The 20,217-nt window shown below is 56.4% G+C and carries 17 protein-coding genes and 1 tRNA gene; 14 read left to right on the top strand and 4 right to left on the bottom strand.

Annotation, left to right across the window (positions count from 1 at the left end):
* Nucleotides 1-21 precede the first annotated feature (21 nt).
* Genes waaA through CFU_RS24350 form a run of 3 tightly spaced genes read right to left on the bottom strand, consistent with a single transcriptional unit; the run spans nucleotide 22 to nucleotide 2,472 of the window.
* Nucleotides 22-1,344: a lipid IV(A) 3-deoxy-D-manno-octulosonic acid transferase gene (gene waaA / locus CFU_RS04295; RefSeq protein ID WP_014004817.1), complete on the bottom strand. Its 1,323-nt coding sequence runs from the start codon at nucleotides 1,342-1,344 to the stop codon at nucleotides 22-24.
* Entirely contained in the window at nucleotides 1,341-2,222 is an 882-nt protein-coding gene (locus CFU_RS04290; protein WP_041741264.1) for a Kdo hydroxylase family protein, read from the bottom strand. The genes waaA and CFU_RS04290 overlap by 4 nt, the downstream gene beginning before the upstream one ends.
* 7 nt (nucleotides 2,223-2,229) lie before the next feature.
* Complete coding sequence (locus CFU_RS24350; RefSeq protein ID WP_148264756.1) at nucleotides 2,230-2,472, bottom strand: hypothetical protein; 243 nt, start codon at nucleotides 2,470-2,472, stop codon at nucleotides 2,230-2,232.
* 281 nt (nucleotides 2,473-2,753) lie between these two features.
* Between CFU_RS24350 and CFU_RS23660 the strand changes: the two genes are divergently transcribed.
* The 14 genes from CFU_RS23660 to CFU_RS04225 all read left to right on the top strand — a co-directional run bounded on the left by CFU_RS23660 (nucleotide 2,754) and on the right by CFU_RS04225 (nucleotide 19,201).
* Nucleotides 2,754-4,385, top strand: coding sequence for a glycosyltransferase family 39 protein (locus CFU_RS23660; protein WP_014004815.1), 1,632 nt, complete (start codon nucleotides 2,754-2,756; stop codon nucleotides 4,383-4,385).
* Nucleotides 4,382-5,038 carry a hypothetical protein gene (locus CFU_RS23655; protein ID WP_081466406.1) on the top strand — a complete coding sequence of 219 codons (657 nt, stop codon included), beginning with the start codon at nucleotides 4,382-4,384 and terminating at the stop codon, nucleotides 5,036-5,038. The genes CFU_RS23660 and CFU_RS23655 overlap by 4 nt, the downstream gene beginning before the upstream one ends.
* A 60-nt stretch (nucleotides 5,039-5,098) precedes the next feature.
* A complete protein-coding gene (locus CFU_RS04285; RefSeq protein WP_014004814.1) occupies nucleotides 5,099-6,106 on the top strand; it encodes a glycosyltransferase family 2 protein in 1,008 nt (335 codons plus the stop codon).
* 9 nt (nucleotides 6,107-6,115) lie between these two features.
* Complete coding sequence (locus CFU_RS04280) at nucleotides 6,116-7,264, top strand: glycosyltransferase (RefSeq protein WP_014004813.1); 1,149 nt, start codon at nucleotides 6,116-6,118, stop codon at nucleotides 7,262-7,264.
* Nucleotides 7,254-8,054 carry a class I SAM-dependent methyltransferase gene (locus tag CFU_RS04275; protein ID WP_041741262.1) on the top strand — a complete coding sequence of 267 codons (801 nt, stop codon included), beginning with the start codon at nucleotides 7,254-7,256 and terminating at the stop codon, nucleotides 8,052-8,054. Before CFU_RS04280 ends, CFU_RS04275 begins: the two co-directional genes overlap by 11 nt.
* Entirely contained in the window at nucleotides 8,048-8,998 is a 951-nt protein-coding gene (locus CFU_RS04270) for a lysylphosphatidylglycerol synthase domain-containing protein (protein ID WP_041741260.1), read from the top strand. Before CFU_RS04275 ends, CFU_RS04270 begins: the two co-directional genes overlap by 7 nt.
* Nucleotides 8,999-9,012: 14 nt before the next feature.
* The gene (locus CFU_RS04265; protein ID WP_081466404.1) at nucleotides 9,013-9,813 is read left to right on the top strand and encodes a class I SAM-dependent methyltransferase; all 801 of its coding nucleotides are present in this window, start codon (nucleotides 9,013-9,015) and stop codon (nucleotides 9,811-9,813) included.
* Between the two features lie 202 nt (nucleotides 9,814-10,015).
* Entirely contained in the window at nucleotides 10,016-13,084 is a 3,069-nt protein-coding gene (gene fdnG, locus CFU_RS04255) for a formate dehydrogenase-N subunit alpha (protein ID WP_014004810.1), read from the top strand.
* An 8-nt stretch (nucleotides 13,085-13,092) separates the two neighbouring features.
* Nucleotides 13,093-14,067, top strand: coding sequence for a formate dehydrogenase subunit beta (gene fdxH / locus CFU_RS04250; RefSeq protein ID WP_014004809.1), 975 nt, complete (start codon nucleotides 13,093-13,095; stop codon nucleotides 14,065-14,067).
* Nucleotides 14,064-14,705 carry a formate dehydrogenase subunit gamma gene (locus tag CFU_RS04245; RefSeq protein ID WP_014004808.1) on the top strand — a complete coding sequence of 214 codons (642 nt, stop codon included), beginning with the start codon at nucleotides 14,064-14,066 and terminating at the stop codon, nucleotides 14,703-14,705. Before fdxH ends, CFU_RS04245 begins: the two co-directional genes overlap by 4 nt.
* Nucleotides 14,706-14,728: 23 nt before the next feature.
* On the top strand, nucleotides 14,729-15,664 hold the full coding sequence (gene fdhE / locus CFU_RS04240; RefSeq protein WP_148264755.1) for a formate dehydrogenase accessory protein FdhE: 936 nt from the start codon (nucleotides 14,729-14,731) through the stop codon (nucleotides 15,662-15,664).
* Nucleotides 15,665-17,122 carry an L-seryl-tRNA(Sec) selenium transferase gene (gene selA, locus CFU_RS04235; RefSeq protein WP_014004806.1) on the top strand — a complete coding sequence of 486 codons (1,458 nt, stop codon included), beginning with the start codon at nucleotides 15,665-15,667 and terminating at the stop codon, nucleotides 17,120-17,122.
* Complete coding sequence (gene selB / locus CFU_RS04230; RefSeq protein WP_041741252.1) at nucleotides 17,119-19,086, top strand: selenocysteine-specific translation elongation factor; 1,968 nt, start codon at nucleotides 17,119-17,121, stop codon at nucleotides 19,084-19,086. The genes selA and selB overlap by 4 nt, the downstream gene beginning before the upstream one ends.
* 19 nt (nucleotides 19,087-19,105) lie before the next feature.
* A tRNA-Sec gene (locus tag CFU_RS04225) sits at nucleotides 19,106-19,201 on the top strand.
* 6 nt (nucleotides 19,202-19,207) lie between these two features.
* On the opposite strand, the gene waaC is transcribed toward CFU_RS04225, so the two are convergent.
* Nucleotides 19,208-20,194: a lipopolysaccharide heptosyltransferase I gene (waaC, locus tag CFU_RS04220; protein ID WP_014004804.1), complete on the bottom strand. Its 987-nt coding sequence runs from the start codon at nucleotides 20,192-20,194 to the stop codon at nucleotides 19,208-19,210.
* Nucleotides 20,195-20,217: the final 23 nt, after the last annotated feature.

The raw sequence follows: 20,217 nt of genomic DNA, 5'->3' as shown, positions 1-20,217 counted from the left end.
GTTGCGTGCATGGCGACCCGATCAAATAAAGGGTGCCAACATGGCCATGGTGCGCGCACTGGCGCCGCGGTGCTGTTGCGCAAAATGGAGCGCTTGCTTACCCATTTCCTGGCGTTGCTGATCGGTCCGCAACAAGTGCTGGGCCGTATCCAGCATCATGCCGACATCATTCACGCGCTGCGCTGCGCCGGCGGCAATGGCTTGCTCGGTGATATCTGAAAAATTGAAAGTATGAGGACCAATCAATACCGGTTTGCCGACCGCAAACGCCTCGATCAGGTTTTGGCCGCCCATCGGCAGCAGACTGCCGCCGATAAACGCCACATCGCAAGCCATGTAGTAGGCGAACATTTCCCCCATCGAATCGCCGAGCAGCACCTTCACGTTCTGCGGCACAACCTGATCGCCCAAGGCAGAGCGACGCAATGGCAGCAATCCTTTTGCTGCCGCCATCTCGGCCACTTCATCGAAACGTTGCGGATGGCGCGGCACGATAATTGTCAGAAGATCGGCATAGGCAGTGTCCTGGCTTCGCTTGGACAAGGCCTCAAGAATCAGTTCTTCTTCGCCATCGCGAGTGCTGGCGCACAGCAGCACCGGACGGCTGCCGATCTGGCCCCGCATTACCGCGCCGATAGCCAGCAAGGCCGGCGCCGGCGTAACGTCGAATTTAAGATTACCGGTCACCTGCACGTTGTCACCGCCGAGCTGCCGCAAGCGTCCGGCGTCCGCTTCGGTCTGCGCACCGACACAAGACATGCCGCCGGCCGCTTCGGTCATCAAGGTGGAAAAGCGTTTGCCGCGACGCAGGGAACGCTCCGACAAGCGGGCATTGACCAGCGCCACCGGCACCTTATAATGCCCGCACTGGGCAATCAGGTTCGGCCACACTTCGGTTTCCATCAGCACACACAAGAGGGGCGAAAAATGTCGCAGGAAGCGGCCGGCCATCCAGCCGGTATCGTAGGGTAGAAAACACTGCAGCACGCGCGGCGACTTGCCAAACAAAGCTTGCCCGGTAGCGCGGCCGGTCGCAGTCATGTGCGTCAGCAAAATCGCATGTTCCGGATAAGCCTCGAGCATGGCCGCGATCAAGGGCTCCGCAGCGCGCGTCTCGCCCACCGAAACCGCATGCACCCAAAGGAATCTGCGCGACGCCAGCGACGGGGCTATCGGCGGATAAAAGCCAATGCGCTCCGCCACATGCTGGCGATAGCCCGGTTCCTTGCTGCCCCGACGCCACAAACGCAGCAAAACCAATGGCATCGCCAGCCACCAGACTGCTGAATACAGCAAGCGGATACGCCAGGCTCGTCCTGCATCAAAACCGGGTGCAGCCTTCATTCGGTCAGCGCACGGCCGGTCAGGCGACGCAAGATCGCCAGCGGGCTGGCGCCGGGATCGTACTGCTTGGCGGCCGGCAGGTGCAGGGTCTGCTCCAGCATGTACTGGCCAGCCATCACCGCATGCGGCGTCTGGTCGGAAAAACATACCCATACCGAGCCGGCGGCAAACGGCTGGGTCACCTGGGGACCATCCTTTTGATATTCCGGGTCCGATTTCATGGCGTCATGCAGTTGCAGCATCAGGTGATCGTATTCGCTGCGCAGCGACTTGGTGACATGCAACGCCTGCAGTACCTGCGCCTGCCAGCGCGAATAGGCTTTCACCCTCGGCAGGAAACGTTGCGCCACATCTTCAAAAGGCTCGCCGACCCGCCATACGCGCGGCACGCCGTCCGGATTGACGTTGGCGAATACGCGCAAGATGCGCTCACCGTAATTAGGGCGCGACGGGAAGGCGTCAACGTGCAGGCGGCGATCGTCGGCGCGCCAGGACTGTGACCGAGTTTCCACCTGCATCGGCCGGTAGCTGGTAGGCGCCATGCGCAATTCGCTGCGGCTGTCCGCATAGGCCGGCAGCAAAGAGTGGATCAGCTGCTGCGCTTGCGCTCGAAAGCGTCCGATCATGTTCGCCAATGCAGCGTGGTCGGCGGCATCGCCCAATGCGCCTTTCAGCTTGCCGTTGGCGTCCAGGCTGATATTGCGGCTTTTGGGGTCGCGGATCGCCGGCGTCAGGAAACGCTGCTCGTCGGCAGTAAAGATAAAGCTGAGATGCGGAAAATACAGCACTTTTCCAGCTTCGAGCGCGGAAATCCACGCCGAGTTGGGCGTGCTGATCTGCCAGTCGGTAATGTCAATTTCGAGAATTTGTTGTTCCATGGCCGTATTATGCCGCGTTGCCATGATGACGTGAACTCTCCCGACAAGTCATCACCTGAAGAAAAACCGTATTATCAGCAGCAATAAAGATTTCATTGAGAGAAATGCTTGTTCGGAGTGATGAAGTATCAGGCGCTGCCGCTGACATTGTCATAATTGCATTGCCATAATTACCTCCGAAGCCCTCACGTAACGCTGCCGGAGGCCAGTATTCAATTCGTTGCAGGCGGAACGATTGAGTTACTCCCATGCGATCATTTCATCGATATCAAATTAACATTTTCCCGACTGGTCTTGAGCGATAATCGCACGGTTTAAGCGTTCAGAAATTTAAAAAATACTCAATCCATCGACATACATAAAGATACAAAAAAATATAAAACAATACAAATTGATACGTTAAGTCATATTTCTTCCAGCTACTTCCCTGAAAATTACATCTTAGCAAGGCCTTCGAATTACATGTTGATAAAAAACCATCAATAGCATTTTTTTAACTACGATTTTAATATTCTTAAAGGTAGGCAATACATGCCAAATATGAAAAATATCCTTAAGAATTACCCCTTGCCTATACTCTTAATTTCTCTAATTTTTCTGATAAAGGCGTTATTTTTATCTTTCTTCATAACGCCATTTTCAGCAGTCCCGGATGAAATTGGACATTTTGCATATACTCAGGATATTGCCTACGGAAAAGGGATACCCGTACTGAGTGTTCCTGCAATCGGAAAATCGGTAATAGGTACTGATGTTATGGGGTACCTTGAAAGAACTCCAGATTCCCAGCCAGCGTATAACTGGATTGCGCAACATCCCCCTGTGTATTATGCTATTTCTGCTATACCGCTGAAGATAGGACGCTGGGTAAGCACTGATATGGATGTTCTAGTCCGCCTGCCACGCATATCGTCCGCATTGTCTGGGGCTTTACTTTTGTTGGTTCTGTTCCGTACTTTCACAGCAATCGGGTTGGATCCACCGCGCTCCACCGCCCTCGCAGCAGCAATCGGTTTCATCCCGATGGTCTCGCATTTGTCTTCAGGCACCAATCATGACATGTCGCTTTTTCTGTTTTGCGCTTTAGCGACCCTTTTTTTTTCGTATTACATAATTAATCGAAAAATCAAAGATGCATATCGCTGCGCAATATGGTTAGCCATTGCTGGTGGAACCAAAATGATGACTCCTCTGGTTTTGCTTGTTCCAATGGTACTTATTCTGATACTGGAACTCCCAAGAGAAAATCGGCTGAAGCATGCAATAAAAATACTTATCATTGCTTTCTCAATACCTGCCGCATGGATGATACGCAATTTTGTGTATTTTCAATTCCCTCTATATACATCTGGAACTCATAGAAAACCGGGACTAGAAATCCCCTTGCAGCAAAGTTTTTCTGATTATATAAGGTCGCAGCCTGTCTTCGATTCAATAGCTCATTTATTTTATGGCATGTTTGGACATATAACGCCATCTTCTGAAAAAATATTTCTTGAATACGATGTACTGCCACGCCCCCTAAAATTTATTAGCATTACGGCAAGCGGTGTCCCCTATGATATATTTTTGGGTATTCTGTTCGCCTTGTCGTGCATCGGCTTAATTTATATCTGGATGCTTCTTTTGCACGTATCCAGGGAGAACCCTGCTCCATTAAATGACAATTCTTTCATAGCGCTGGCAAACTTCCATTTAAAAAATTATCGATATCGATCCGTACCGCTGATGGCTGCTTATTTCATGGCATCCGCTGCTGCGATTTTCATTAACATTACGAGTTTCACGGACTCTACATTTATATTATTTTCCTGCATTCCAATATCAATATTCCTAGGAATTATATCGATTCCTTTGATTTTTTACATCAAAGATAGAGTTGACAGACTGGCTCTGTATGGTCTTGCTGTGACATTATTTTTTGGCTCTGTTTTCCTACATCATATTTATGATGCCTACCTCACAGAAGGGGTCTTGAGAGCTGCCCAAGGCAGATATTTCTACCCGGCCATTCCGTTAGTAATTTTATCTGCCTCCATTATATTGCTGCGCCTGCATATCCCAAAAATTGTTATCAATATTGGAATTACACTGTTAGCATGCGCAGAACTTTCAGTTTATGTTAAACAGGCCTTACCGTTTTATCTTAAATATTACTCATGAAATTTTTAAATTCGTTTTCCATTTTTTTTCTGTGGATCACTGGCTTTAGCATATTTATTTTCTTTTTTCTGGGAGACGCATATTCAGAGAAATATGAATATATTATTCTCGCCCCGCCAGAAATTCTGAAGCCAACCCCAGCAGGTGAAATCACAACTGGTTTTCAACTTGAACAACCCGTCGATTGGAATTTGATAAGCGATTCAAAATTGAATCAGAAAGGTACGCTTTGTATTGATCTTATACTGGCGAATTATAATGATCGAAAAAATAGCGGTACTTTTTCGATGGATTTGCGCGCAGGGCATATGTCGCAAGAGATATTGCTTAATGCAAACGCAGTGCATGATAACGACTATCAGCGCTTTTGTTTTAACGCCCTTCCTCTGAGAGATATTGCACATAAGTCCACCACCCTGACCCTTAAGGGAGTCGACAGCCCGCCGGGTAAGGCCATTACTGCCTGGATGACATCGGATATCACACGAGGGCACGCGCGCCGTGGCAATCAGGAACTGGACAAGAGCCTGGTGTTTTCTATCAGTGTGATGACAGAGTCAAACAAGAAACCCATATGGGCAATCGTGCTAACGGTACTGTGTGGCTTAAGCATTTCAGTACTGTTTTGGCCAACAAGATCAGGATTGCGTTGAAGTCAGATGATATAAATTCGCCCTATCCTACGGATATCAATATAGAAGTAATGGAGCAAAGTGAAACTGATTATTCAAATCCCCTGTTATAACGAAGCAGGAACCCTCGCCATTGCACTTGCCGCATTACCCAGAAAAGTCTCAGGGTTTGATAGTGTGGAATGGTTGATCGTTGACGACGGCAGCAGCGACGACACTGTCAAGGTCGCAAGAGAAAACGGTGTCGACCACGTGGTCCGCCATACCCGCAATCAGGGCTTGGCACGTGCGTTCATGACCGGACTGGAAGCCTGCCTGCATTTGAGAGCGGACGTCATCGTCAATACCGACGCTGACAACCAATACAATGCGAATGATATTCCTGCGCTTACCGCGCCTATTGTCGCCAATCAAGCCGATATCGTCGTCGGCGCACGCCCGATTGAGGCAATCGAACACTTTTCGCCGGTAAAAAAAATGCTGCAGAAATTAGGCAGCTGGGTGGTTCGTGTCGCCAGCAAGACGGACATACCGGACGCCACCAGCGGCTTCCGCGCCATCAGCCGCACTGCCGCCCAGAACCTGACCGTTTTCAGCAGCTACACCTACACGCTGGAAACCATCATCCAGGCCGGCCAGAAGAACATGAGCATCACTTCGGTGCCGATTCGGGTAAATGGAGACTTGCGGCCATCGCGCCTGGTCAAAAGCATCTCATCGTATGTAACACGGAGCGTGGTCACCATCGTACGGATTTTCATCATCTATCGTCCGTTTCGCTTCTTCGGGACAATTGGCGCCATATTATTCGGCGCTGGCCTGCTGATCGGTTTGCGCTTCATGTGGAAATACGTCGGCGGCGAAGGCGGCGGCCACATACAATCGCTGATCCTTGCCGCTGTCTTGCTGGTAATGGGATTTCAAACCTTGCTGGTAGCTTTTTTGGCAGATCTGCTGGCGGCTAACCGCAAACTGATAGAAGATGTGCGTTTTCGGCTACGGGATGACAAAGGCGTGAACGCAGTACTGGATCATTCGATTGATCATGATATGCAATCAGTGCCGCCGTCCGATGACATCGCGGCTTAAGCAGATTCGATGAAAATCGTCTTGTGGGGTACCTATGACACCGGCAAGCCGCGGGTGAGGCTACTGCTCGATGGCATGAGGAAAAACGGCTTTGAATTGATCGAATGCCATGCAGATATCTGGAGCGGGGTTGAAGACAAAAGCCAGGTAAGCAGCATTTTCGGCAAGCTTGCCTTGATGCTCCGCCTTTTTTCCTGCTATCCCTCCCTGATCTGGCGATATCTGCAATTGCCGGCTCATGATCTTGTCCTTGTCAGCTACCCAGGCTTGTTCGATGTCTTGGTCATCCGCTGTTTTGCCTGGCTGAGGCGCGTGCCGGTAGCATGGGATGTATTTATCTCGGCCTACGATACGGTGGTTGATGACCGCCGACTGTTCAGTGTCCGGCACCCGGTTTCCCGCATATTATGGGGCTTCGAGTGGCTCGCCGTCAGGGCCGCCGACGGGATCTTCATGGATACAGAAGCACATGCCAGACGCCTGGAACGACTCTTTCGTTTACCTGACGGCGAATGCGGCACGGTCTGGGTAGGCGCGGAAACAGAAAAATTTCCAGTCTTCCCGGCAGCTCCTCCCCAACCAGAAAAACCTTTGCAGGTACTGTTCTACGGCCAATTTATTCCCTTGCATGGGATCGAATACATTGTAGAAGCCGCCGGTTTGCTGTGCGATGAAGAAATAGACTGGATATTGATCGGGAAGGGACAAGAAACGCTGCGCATTCGTGAGATGCTTGCAAAAGCGCCCTTGCCTCGCCTGCGCTGGCTTGATTGGGTTGATTACCCGGACCTAATCACCTGGATTCAGCAAGCAGATATCTGCCTCGGCATTTTTGGCAACTCGGAAAAGGCTGCCAATGTCATACCGAACAAGGTTTACCAGATTATTGCAGCACAAAAGCCATTGATTACACGAGACTCTCAGGCTATCCGGGAACTCCTGCAGCACAGTCCCCCATGTGTCTCTCTGATCCCTGCCGCCAACGCAGTTGCGCTGGCGCATGCAGTGAAATCGTATGCGGGTAATATGCCGGCAAATGACGGCAAGATTGGTTGTCACATCAATCTTGCAGACAGGATTGATGCCACAGCTGTCGGAGCCCAGTTCCGTAAATGGCTGCTCACAAAAGAAAATTTCAAGATCAACAATGAAAATTGACCCCATACTTGGACCAGCAGTACCGGAACTAGGCTGGGTTCCCGCGCCACGTTATCTGATGCGGCGAGCGAGAATTCGGCAGTTGATGCGCAAGATGGCGCCCGGACGGCTGCTGGAGATCGGTTCAGGCGCCGCGGCATTGCTGGTTGAGTTGTCCAGCAATGGATTCCAGTGTGAAGCGCTAGAGCTTTCCGTCGAAGCACGCAAGTTATCGCAATCGGTAATCGACAAATTCGGCCAGGACATTCCGCTTCATGCGCTGCCCGGCACGCAATGGCAGAACCGTTTTGATGTGTTATGCGCTTTTGACGTGCTGGAACACATCGAGGACGACCAGCAGGCATTGGCACAGTGGGTATCGTGGATCAAGCCAGGCGGACAACTGTTGCTGTCCGTGCCGGCTCACATGAAATTATGGCGCGCGGGCGACAAATGGGCCGGACATTTCCGACGTTATGAACGCGAATCCTTGATAGCACTGCTGCAGGATGCCGGACTGGAAGTGGAAATATTCGAGTGCTATGGATTTCCACTCACGAATCTGAGCGAATGGATCAGCGCCCCTATCTATGCCCGTCGCATATATGACAATGCCCAGAACGACAGTGCGAACCGTAAGCAAAACAATGACAGGAGCGGCACCGACCGCAAGCCTCACATGAAGCTCTATCCATTGTTAAGCTCAGTTCCGGGAAAGTGGACGCTGCAAATATTCTCGGCGATACAGAATATTTTCATCAACCGCGATCTAGGCAGCGGCTATGTCCTCAAGGCCAGACGCCGATGCTGAAACGGATCTACCGTCTGTTGGGCTTGATGATTGGCTTGGCCGCCGTGATTGCTTTCATGGGATATACGGTCAAGACCTTGACCATTGCCGACATATCGCATTACCTCACGGCGCCGGCGCTGGGAGGCATACTCATGGCCGCACTGCTCTACGCCACCATTATCCCGGTAAGTGCATGGGCCTGGAAAAACATGCTTGCGGATATCGGCTGCCCTCATTCATGGCACGAGCTATCGATGATCATGGGTGTCACCCAGATGGCGAAATATCTTCCAGGGAACGTCGGACAGCATATTGGCCGAGCTGCGATGTCGATGACGCGCGGTATCGCCATTCAGCCGTTTTTGTTGACCGTATTTTCAGAAACATTGCTCGCCCTGCTCGCTGCCTTAATCATTGGGATGGCTGGCGCTTTTTTTTCACAAACCGGCCTCGCCAGCTTTACATCCGCAAACCAGGCCATTTTCATTCCGGTGCTGGTTGGGGTGTTAATCGCTGCGCTATTGCTTTATCGCCCCCTGATGCCACGCTTACTCAAACGGTTTGCCCCGGCCTACGGCAATTCATCGCTGGCGGGATTGCTGCCCCATTCGAATACACTACTGAAAGCCCTGGCGGCCTACTGCTTGAACTACGTCATGATCGGCATTGGGATTTTTCTGATGGCGACAGTATTGCTGCCAGCAACAAAACATGATTTCATGCTGCTGCTGGCCAGCTTTTCCCTCGCCTGGGTCGCCGGTTTTTTCACACCGGGCGCACCCGCCGGCTTGGGTGTCCGCGAAGTAATCATGCTAGGCATGCTCAGCGCCAGCTATCCAGGACCAAGCGCTCTTCTCATCATTGTCGCCTTCAGGTTGGCAACCATATTGGGTGACAGCCTTTGCTTCCTGGCCGGTTATGCCATGCTGATTTTTTCACGGCGCGCAGCGCATTCTTCTTAATCTCTATCCACACCATGAATCTCGAACCTACCGGCGAAAGAATGATCGTTGAGCATTACCACTCTTCGCTCGAGGACTACGTCATCTATGTAATGCATATCGCCACTTACAATTTTGCCGAGCAGTTCACAACGGGAAAACGTGTTCTCGACTATGGCTGCGGCAGCGGTTATGGCTCGGCCCGCATTTCAAAAACTGCTGCTCATGTGCATGCTGTCGATGTGGCAGATGACGCCATTGCGTACGCCAGCCAGCACTACGCAGCGGATAACCTTGACTTCCATTGCTGCCCGCCGGATAGCCGCCTGCCGTTTCCGGACCAGTCATTTGATACGGTGCTTTCGTTCCAGGTTTTTGAACACATTCAAGAAACCGCGCATTATCTGTCGGAAATTCACCGCGTCCTGGCTCCCGGCGGACACCTGCTGCTGGTAACCCCGGACCGCAGCACCCGTCTGCTGCCCTTCCAGTCCCCGTGGAATCGCTGGCACATTCGGGAGTACAGCACAAACTCGCTCCGAAGAACATTAAGCAGAACTTTTACGGACGTCCAGATACAGCACATGAGCGGCCGCCAGGATGTGATTGGAATAGAACTGCGGCGCTGTGCAAAAGTGAAATGGATAACACTCCCTTTCACACTGCCTTTCATACCAAGGTTCTTGAGAGTGAAGCTGTTGAACGTGCTTCATGCGTTAAGAAGTAAGCACCAGTCATCTGGCCCGTCGCAACAATTCAGTTTTGATGAATCGCACATCACAATTGCGCCAAATGTGCAGCCATCTCTAAATCTGGTGGCCGTAGTTCGGAAATAAGCTCTTCCAGATGGAATCCTGAAATCCTCTTATAATTACCAAATTAGCAATAAATCGGACACCTTGCCAAATTGGATCGGGTCGATTCACCATGCCAACCGGACAAACATATTTCCCTCTGTTGGCAAACAATAATCCATCCTATAATAAAACCGCATGCTCCGACGCGATTTGGCATTAATGCACAAAGAGAGGTCTACCCATGGTTCACATGTCAAGACGCCAGTTCCTTAAAACGACTGGCGCTACCCTGGCAGGTTCGAGCCTGGCGCTGATGGGATTTTCGCCGGCGCCGGCATTGGCGGAGGTACGCAGCTATAAACTGGCGCGTACTACCGAAACCCGCAACACCTGCCCCTACTGCTCGGTCAGCTGCGGCGTCCTGATGTACAGCCTCGGCGACGGCGCAAAAAATGCCAAGGCCAGCATCATCCACATTGAAGGCGATCCCGACCATCCGGTCAATCGCGGCACGCTCTGTCCCAAAGGGGCGGCGCTGCTCGATTTCATCCACAGCCCCAACCGCCTGCAATATCCCGAATACCGGGCGCCCGGCTCCAAGGAATGGAAACGGATGTCCTGGGATGACGCCTTGAACCGCATTGCAACGCTGATGAAACAGGACCGCGACGCCAATTTTGTCGAAAAGACGCCGCAGGGCCTGACCGTCAACCGCTGGCTGACTACAGGCATGCTGGCGGCATCGGCCAGCAGCAACGAAGTCGGCTACCTGACGCATAAAACCATGCGCAGCCTCGGGCTGCTGGCGTTCGATAACCAGGCGCGTGTCTGACACGGTCCGACGGTGGCAGGTCTTGCCCCGACGTTTGGCCGTGGAGCGATGACGAATCATTGGGTCGACATCAAGAATGCGGATGTAATACTTATCATGGGCGGCAATGCCGCCGAAGCCCATCCCTGCGGTTTTAAATGGGTGACGGAAGCCAAGGCGCATAACAAGGCGAAGCTGATCGTGGTTGATCCGCGCTTTACGCGTTCGGCCTCGGTGGCGGATTTCTACGCGCCTATCCGTACCGGCACGGATATCATTTTCCTCGGCGGGGTGATCCGCTACCTGCTGGAAAAGGACCAGATCCAGCACGAATACGTCAAGAACTACACCGATTTCACGTTCATCGTGCGCGAAGATTTTACGTTCGAAGACGGCATTTTCTCGGGCTACAACGCAGAGAAGCACAACTACAGCAAGACCACCTGGGACTACGAGCTGGGCGACGACGGTTTTGTCAAGACCGACCCGACCCTGGCCCATCCGCGCTGCGTCTTCAACCTGATGAAAAAGCATTACGAGCGCTATACGCCGGAAATGGTGGAAAGCGTCTGCGGCACGCCCAAGGAGAAATTCCTGAAGGTATGCGAAATGCTGGCATCGACCGCGTCGCCGACGCGCGCCGGCACTGTCTTGTACGCACTCGGCTGGACCCAGCATTCGATCGGTTCGCAAATCATCCGCACCGGCGCCATGGTGCAGCTGCTGCTCGGGAATATCGGCATTGCCGGCGGCGGCATGAATGCGCTGCGCGGCCACTCGAACATCCAGGGCCTGACCGATTTGGGGCTGATGACGAACCTGTTGCCTGGCTACATGACGCTGCCCTCTGAATCCGAACAGGATTACGGCAAGTACATCGCCGCGCGCGCCAGCAAACCGCTGCGTCCGAACCAGCTGAGCTACTGGCAGAACTATGGCAAATTCCATGTCAGCCTGATGAAATCATGGTGGGGCGATGCCGCCACGGCAGACAACAACTGGGCCTTTGATTACCTGCCCAAGCTGGACAAGCCGTACGACATGCTGCAGGTGTTCGAGCTGATGAAACAAGGCAAGGTCAACGGCTATATCGCGCAGGGTTTCAATCCGCTGGCGGCGGCGCCGGACAAGGGCAAGATCGGCGCCAGCCTGGCCAAGCTGAAGTTCCTGGTCATCATGGATCCGCTGGCCACCGAGACTTCCGAGTTCTGGCAAAACCACGGCGAGTTCAACAACGTCGACCCGGGCCAGATCCAGACCGAGGTGTTCCGCCTGCCGACCACCTGCTTTGCCGAAGAAGACGGATCACTGGTCAATTCCGGCCGCTGGCTGCAATGGCACTGGAAAGGCGCAGAGCCCCCGGGCGAAGCGCGCAGCGACCTGGAGATCATGTCGGAGCTGTTCCTGAAGATCCGCAAGATGTATGTCAAGGACGGCGGCAAATATCCGGATCCAATCGTCAACCTGGCCTGGCCCTACGCCAATCCGGAAAGCCCGACCGCGGACGAGCTGGCCAAGGAATACAACGGCCGTGCACTGAGCGACCTGGCCGATCCCAAGGATGCGAGCAAGATCGTGCGCAAGAAAAACGAGCAGGTGGCCGGTTTTGCCGAACTGCGCGACGATGGCAGTACGGCCTGCGGCTGCTGGATTTTCGCCGGCTGCTGGACCGAGGCCGGCAACCAGATGGCGCGCCGCGACAACTCCGATCCGACCGGCATCGGCCAGACCCTGAACTGGTCGTGGGCGTGGCCTGCCAACCGCCGCATCCTGTATAACCGCGCCTCATGCGATATCAGCGGCAAGCCGTTCGATGCGAAACGCAAGCTGATCGGCTGGAACGGCCAGAAATGGGGCGGCGTCGACGTGCCCGATTTCAAGGTCGACGAAGCGCCCGCCGGCGGCATGGGTCCATTCATCATGAACCCGGAAGGCGTGGCGCGTTTCTTTGCCCGCGCCGGCATGGCCGAAGGACCGTTCCCGGTGCATTACGAACCGTTCGAAACGCCGGTCGGCTATAACCCGCTGTTTCCCAAAAATCCGGCGGCGACCAGCAACCCGGGCGCACGGGTATTCCCTGACGACCGCGCCATGTTCGGCAAGGCCGATGCCTTCCCGCATGTCGGCACCACCTACCGGCTCACCGAGCATTTCCATTACTGGACCAAACACGCACGCCTCAACGCCATCCTGCAGCCTGAGCAGTTTGTGGAAATCGGCGAAGAGCTGGCGAAGGAAGTCGGCGTGGTCGCCGGCGAGCGCGTCAGGGTCAGCTCCAAGCGCGGTTATATCGTCGCCGTCGCGGTGGTGACGAAACGCATCAAGAAAATGATGATTGAAGGTAAACCTGTGCACCACGTCGGCATCCCGATCCACTGGGGTTTCAAGGGCGTGGCGAAACCGGGCTACCTTGCCAACACGCTGACGCCTGGCGTGGGGGACGGCAATTCGCAAACACCGGAATTCAAGTCGTTCCTGGTCAAGGTCGAGAAAGCATAGGAGAAGCCATGGCGCTGCAATCATTAGATATAAAGCGGGTGTCCGCCACCACCACGCCGCCGCCCGGCGTGCGCGAGCCGGTGACGGGCACTGTGGCCAAGCTGATCGACGTCACCAAATGCATAGGCTGCAAGGCCTGCCAGACTGCTTGCATGGAATGGAACGATCTGCGCGACGAGGTCGGCGTCAATGTCGGTGTACTGGATAATCCGCCCGACATGACGGAGCATTCATGGACCGTCATGCGTTTCTCGGAATATGAAAACCCGGACGGCAATCTCGAATGGCTGATCCGCAAGGACGGCTGCATGCACTGCGAAGACCCGGGTTGCCTCAAGGCTTGTCCTTCGCCTGGCGCCATCGTCCAGTACAACAACGGTATTGTCGATTTTCATGAAGAAAACTGCATCGGCTGCGGCTATTGCGTAACCGGCTGCCCGTTCGACGTGCCGCGCATTTCGAAGAAGGATAACAAGGCCTATAAATGCACGCTGTGCTCGGACCGCGTGGCAGTCGGCCAGGAACCGGCCTGCGTCAAGACCTGCCCTACCGGCGCCATCGTCTTCGGCACCAAGGAGGACATGAAGGAGCATGCTGCAGAGCGTATCCTCGACCTCAAGGAACGCGGGTTCGACAAGGCCGGGCTGTACGACCCACCAGGCGTGGGCGGCACCCATGTCATGTATGTGCTGCACCACGCCGACCGGCCGTCGCTGTATCACGGCCTGCCGGACAATCCGCGCATCAGTCCGCTGGTCGGTTTGTGGAAAGGCGCCGCCAAGCCGCTGGCGCTGGCGGGCATCGCCCTGACCGCGCTGGCAGGATTTTTCCACTATATCAAGGTCGGACCAAGCGAAGTCACGGAAGAAGACGAGGCTGCGGAACGGGACGAAACCAGTGCGGCAAAACCTGCCGCTCTGCTCGCTCCGCCCGAAGCCAACGCGAACAATCCCGACGTCAACTCGCAGGATTCGCCACCATGAACAATTCCGAACGCGATATAAAAAAAGACAGCATCCAGCGCTATAACGCCAAGGAACGCATCAACCATTGGATCGTTGCCATCACGTTTGTCATACTGGCGCTATCCGGGCTGGCGCTGTTTCATCCAGCCATGTTCTGGCTCAGCTTCGTGTTGGGCGGCGGACCATGGACGCGGATCCTGCATCCGTTCATCGGGCTGGTGATGTTCCTTTGCTTTGCGATATTGGCGCTGGGCTTCTGGCGGCACAACCTGATCGAAAAAAACGACATCGCCTGGCTGAAAAGCATACGCGACGTAGTCAACAACCGCGAAGAAAACCTGCCGCCGGTAGGCCGCTACAACGGCGGCCAGAAGCTGTTATTCTGGATGATGATTGCTTGCATGATCGGATTGCTGCTGTCCGGCATCGTCATCTGGCGCGCCTGGTTCTCATGGATATTCCCGATATTCGTCATCCGGGCGGCAGTCGTGCTGCATGCGTTGTGCAGTTTCCTGCTTATCGTCGGCATCGTCGTGCATATCTATGCCGCGCTGTGGATCAAGGGCACGATAGGCGCCATGACGCGCGGAACGGTCAGCCGCGCCTGGGCGCGCAAGCACCACCCGGCGTGGTACCGGAAGATGACTGGCGAATAAAGGGATTAAATAAAGGGATTACTTTGCAACGCATTCTCGAACCAGGTGAAATTGAAGCGCTCGATCACAACGCCATTCCACGTATTCGCCTGCCGGAGCGTGCGAGCGTATTCGGCAATCGCGCGCAGCGCCTGAAGCAACTCGCGGCCGGCAACGCCATCGGCGAATACCTGAGCCTGATGGCGGTGCTGGCAGGAGCGCAACAACTGGCCCTGGACAAACTGGCCGGCGAACCGAATGACCATGCCCGGGATCAGGCCCGCATCAATCTCGCAAACACGCATTTGATGCCGCTGATCCTGGCCACGGACCAGGTGCGCAGTCCACACTGGCAAGTGGTCCTTGAACAATTGCTGGGGCACGTCGCGATAGCGGGCGGCGTCCCGCTAGCCGTAACGCAACTGATAGCGCGTATCCGGCAAAGCAGCGCCAACCAGCGCGACAGCCAGGCCGAAGCCATCCTGCACGGCAACAACGAGATTGTCGATCCTGCCACGGCGCCGTTCTACGCCGCGGCCTTGCAAGTGGTGTGCTGCGATCTTGTAACCCGTTTCAGCGAACGCGACGTACCGCTGCTCGATGCGCCCGGCCTGTGCCCGTGCTGCGGCTCGCTGCCGGTAGCCAGCGTGGTGCGGATGGATGGGCAGTCGCAGGGGCACCGTTATTTACAATGCAGCATGTGCGCCGCCGAATGGCATATGGTGCGCATCAAGTGCAGCCATTGCGACTCCACCAAGGGCATTGCTTACCAGGTCATAGAAGACGGCCCGGCAGCCATCAAGGCGGAAACCTGCGACGAATGCCATAGCTGGCTTAAAATCTTCTACCAGGAAAAAGACCCCTATATCGAACCGCTGGCCGATGACCTGGCCAGCATAGCCCTGGACCTGCTGATGGGTGAAACTGCTTATGCACGCCGGCGCGGCAACCCCTTGCTCTGGCAATCCATGGAGGATTGAATGGCTGCAGCAATCACGCCGGCCGGGACAGCCGCCACTTCGACAGCCTCCGCCAGCGATATTCCCTCGGTGGACCGGGTCCTGAACCTGGCAGATATCAAGCCATTGCTGGCGCTGTATGGGCGTACGCAGCTGACCGCGGCGCTGCGCAAGCACCTGGACAAGCTGAGAGCCGATGCGCTGGCTGGCAAACTGATACCGGCAGACGTCGATGACTCGCAGCTGATCGCCATTCTTGAGAAACAACTGACAGCCGCCAGCCGACTGCACCTGCGCGCGCTGTTCAACCTCACCGGCACCGTGCTGCATACCAACCTCGGCCGCGCCCTGTTGCCGGACGAAGCAGTGCAAGCGGTAGTCAGTGCGCTGACATCTCCCGCCAATCTCGAATTCGACCTGGAAACCGGCGGCCGCGGCGACCGCGACAGCCTGGTTGAAGATGTCCTATGCGAACTGACCGGCGCCGAGGCCGCCACCGTAGTCAACAACAACGCAGCCGCGGTGCTGCTGATGCTCAATGCACTGGCGCAAAGAAAGGAAGTCATCGTCTCGCGCGGCGAGCTGGTCGAGATTGGCGGCGCATTCCGCATTCCCGACATCATGCAGCGAGCAGGGGCAAAGCTGGTGGAAATCGGCACTACCAACCGCACCCATCCAGCGGATTACGCTAACGCCATCACGCCTCGCAGCGCGATGCTGATGAAAGTCCATTGCAGCAATTACGCCATCAGCGGCTTCACCCGCAGCGTGGAAGTCAGCACACTGGCGGAACTGGCGCGGCCGCACGGGCTGCCTGTGACCGTCGACCTTGGCAGCGGCACGCTGGTGGACCTGACGCAGTGGGGCTTGCCTGGAGAAACCACGGTGCGGGAAACCATGCGCCAAGGCGCCGACCTGGTCACCTTCAGCGGCGACAAGCTGCTGGGCGGGCCGCAGGCCGGGTTGATCGTCGGCCGCGCCGACCTGATACGCCGCATCAAGAAAAATCCGCTGAAGCGCGCCCTGCGCGTCGGCAAGCTCACCCTGGCCGCGCTGGAACCAGTGCTGCGGCTGTACCTGGCGCCGGAATTCCTGGCGGAACGCCTGACGACGCTGCGCCTGCTTACCCGCAGCCAGCCGGCGATCAAAGCGCAAGCCGAACGCCTGCTGCCGACGCTGCAGAACGCACTCGGAACACACTATACCGTCAGCGCCGAAGCCATGTTCAGCCAGATCGGCAGCGGCGCCCTGCCCGTCGATCAATTGCCTAGCCATGGCCTGGTGGTTCGTGCCGGGAATGCCGCCAACGGCGGCAAGCGCCATGGCCGCGCGCTCGACAAGCTGGAGAAAGCCCTGCGCCAGCTGCCGCGTCCTGTCATAGGACGGATCGCCAGCGATGCGCTGTGGCTGGACTGCCGCTGCCTGGAACAGCAGGACGAAGCCCTGTTCAGCACGCAGCTGCAAGGCCTGTCCATATGATCGTCGGCACCGCCGGGCATATCGATCACGGCAAGACCACGCTCATCAAGGCGCTGACCGGCGTCAACACCGACCGCCTCAAGGAGGAACAGGCCCGGGGCATTTCGATTGAATTGGGCTATGCCTACACAGCGCTGCCGAACGGCGAGGTGCTGGGATTTATCGACGTGCCCGGCCACGAACGCCTGGTGCATACGATGGTGGCCGGCGCGTCCGGCATCGATTTCGCGTTGCTGGTGATCGCCGCCGATGACGGCGTCATGCCGCAGACGCGCGAGCATCTGGAAATCCTGCAGTGGCTGGGCATCAGCGCCGGCGCGGTAGCATTGACCAAGACTGACCGCGTCGATGCGGTGCGTATAACGGAAGTCACCAGAGAAATTCGTGAGCTGCTGGCGTCTACCAAACTGGCGGATGTGCCGGTCTTTGCCGTCGCGGCGCATCATGCGCAAGATGCCGGAACCGCCGCCCTGCAGCGCCACTTGCACCAGGTCGCACAGCGCATGCCGCCGCGCCGCGATGACGGCCTGTTCAGGCTGGCGATTGATCGCGTATTTACCCTCGTCGGGCACGGTACAGTGGTGACCGGCACCGTTTTCTCCGGCCAGGTCCACGTTGGCGACCACCTGGCATTGATGCCGGCCGGCGATAGCGTGCGGGTGCGCAGCCTGCATGTGCAAAACCAGCCAGCCGCCAGCGGCCACGCCGGGCAGCGTTGCGCGCTCAACCTGAGCGGCATCGACAAAGACGCCATCAAACGCGGCGACTGGCTGGCTGCCCCATCCGCCATGACCGCATCGACCAGGATGGATGTGGAACTCCAGCTGTCGGCCCATGCCGGCGTATTGCTGCGCAACCGTTCTCCCCTGCATGTGCATCTGGGCACCCTGCATCAAGTCGCCCAAGTCACGCTGCTGGAAGGGAGTTCACTGGCTGCCGGCAACCGCAGCAGGGTGCAGCTGCTATTCGAATCTCCCGTCTGCGCCATTCCCGGCGATCGATTCATCGTCCGCAATGCGCAGGCAAACATGACGATAGGCGGCGGTCACGTGCTGGACCCGCTCGCCCCGGCGCGCAAACGCCGCGCGCCGGAACGCCAGGCCTGGCTCGACGCCATGCAGCAGATGCTGGATGGCGCCGGCATCAACGCCCTGCTGCAAGCCGCTTCGCCCGGCGGCATGCGCCTGTCCACGCTGATGCAGCTCAGCGGCCTGCCATCGGCTGCGTTGCAATTGCCGGAAGGTGCGCGATCCATTGCGATCAATTCGCAAGAGCAGGATAATTTTGTGATGCTGCCGGAGCAGTGGCAGTCTCTAAGAACGCTGGCGGTAACCGCCCTCGCGGATTTTCATGCGCGCTTTCCCGATGAACAGGGTGTGGATGCTGCGCGCCTGAGGCGCATGGCGCTGCCGGCGCTGGACAATGCGCTATGGCAGGCAGTCATCTGCTCACTCATCGGCGAGGCGACGATCCAGCGTAGCGGACCATGGCTGCACCTGCCGCAACATGCGGTGTCGCTGTCGGACGACGAGCAGGCGCTAGCGCAGCAACTGTTGCCGACGCTGGCAGCGGCAAGATTCGATCCGCCCTGGGTGCGTGAGCTGGCGCAGGCGCATAAGATTCCAGAGGAACAGATGCGGCAGCTGCTACGCAAATTGCTGCGGCAAGGGCTGGTATATCAAATTGAGCGTGACCTGTTTTATCACCATGATCGCGTGCGCGAGCTGGCCGCACTGCTGGCGGACCTGGCAACTGGACGACATTCAGGACAAGGCACTAGCGCGACTGCGGGTGTGAACGCCGCACAGTGGCGCGACGCTACAGGACTGGGACGCAAGCGCGCCATCCAGATCCTGGAATTTTTTGACCGCATAGGCTATACCCGTCGCGTGCGCGACGCGCATGCATTGCGCGACGGCGAGGCTACCTGGCCAGGATGGCGCGAGCATACAGAATCAGGATAAGATAGAGCGCCATAACCGAGGAAGGCACACGTATCCGGTGATGCGGCCGGGCTTCAAACCCGGTGGGGGGCGCCAGTCGCTCCCGGGTAGGTTCGACTCCTGCTGCCTTCCGCCAATCAGCTTATGCCGTCAGCTGGCCAATTGCCTGCGCAACTTGCTCCACAGAGGGCGGCGCTCCGAGTTCTCCCAGGTTGACGATTTGCGGCGACCAGTTGCCTTCGGTTTTCCAGCGGGGCGAATCGCAATACAGCTCGATGGTTGGACGTTTGAAGGCTGCGGCAATATGAGTCAGGCCGGTATCGACGCCAATCACCAGCGCGGCACGCTGGGCCAGCAGCACCGCTTCCATCAGCGGCAATTTAGGCAGCACCCGCGCATTGCTCATCTGGCTTGCCAACTGCTCCGCATTGGCCTTCTCGGCATCGCTGCCCCAAGGCAGCAGCACCAGCAACCCGCGCTCGGCAAGTACCGCGGCAATGCTTATCCAGCTACTGTTCGGCCACTGCTTGGCAGCACGTGCCGTGCCGTGAAAAAAAACTGCATATGGTGCATCCGGCAGCCATGCAGGATTGTCGGCAGGCGCCATGGCGGGGGGATGCATGTTGAAATCGGCGATGCCCTCGACGCTGTAGCCAAGCGCCTTTGCCGCGACTTCGCGGGCACGCAATACAGCGTGCGTATGCAAGCCGACCTCGACGCTCCTGGTGTGAAATATGCGCGACAGAGGTTCATAGCCTGATCCCTCGGTCGCATTCGCCAACCCGACCCGCTGGCCATTCGGAGCGAGCCGCGCCATGCGCATTACCGCGCTGGTTTTCAGCAGCCCCTGGGTATCGAACACGACATCATAGGCATCCAGCTTGAGCTGTTGCCTGAAATGGGAGATTTCCGCCCGCGTGGCGGCGGAAAACAAACTCTTGCGCCAGCGCCGCAAGGCAATCGGAATGATACGGCGCACGTCGGGATTCATGCGTACCAGGCCGACATAGCCCTCTTCGACTACCCAGTCGATATTCGCATCGGGATAATGGCGCCGGATATCCGACACCATCGGCATGTTGTGGACCACGTCGCCTAATGAGGAGACGCGGACGATCAAGATGTTCAAGCCGCGGCCAATTCGTCGAGTGG

Origin of the sequence: Collimonas fungivorans Ter331, assembly GCF_000221045.1 — a bacterium.
In the GTDB taxonomy this organism is placed as follows: Bacteria; Pseudomonadota; Gammaproteobacteria; order Burkholderiales; family Burkholderiaceae_D; genus Collimonas; species Collimonas fungivorans_A.
The sequence above is the reverse complement of the archived record's forward strand: the minus strand, read 5'-3'. Positions and strand labels throughout refer to the sequence as shown.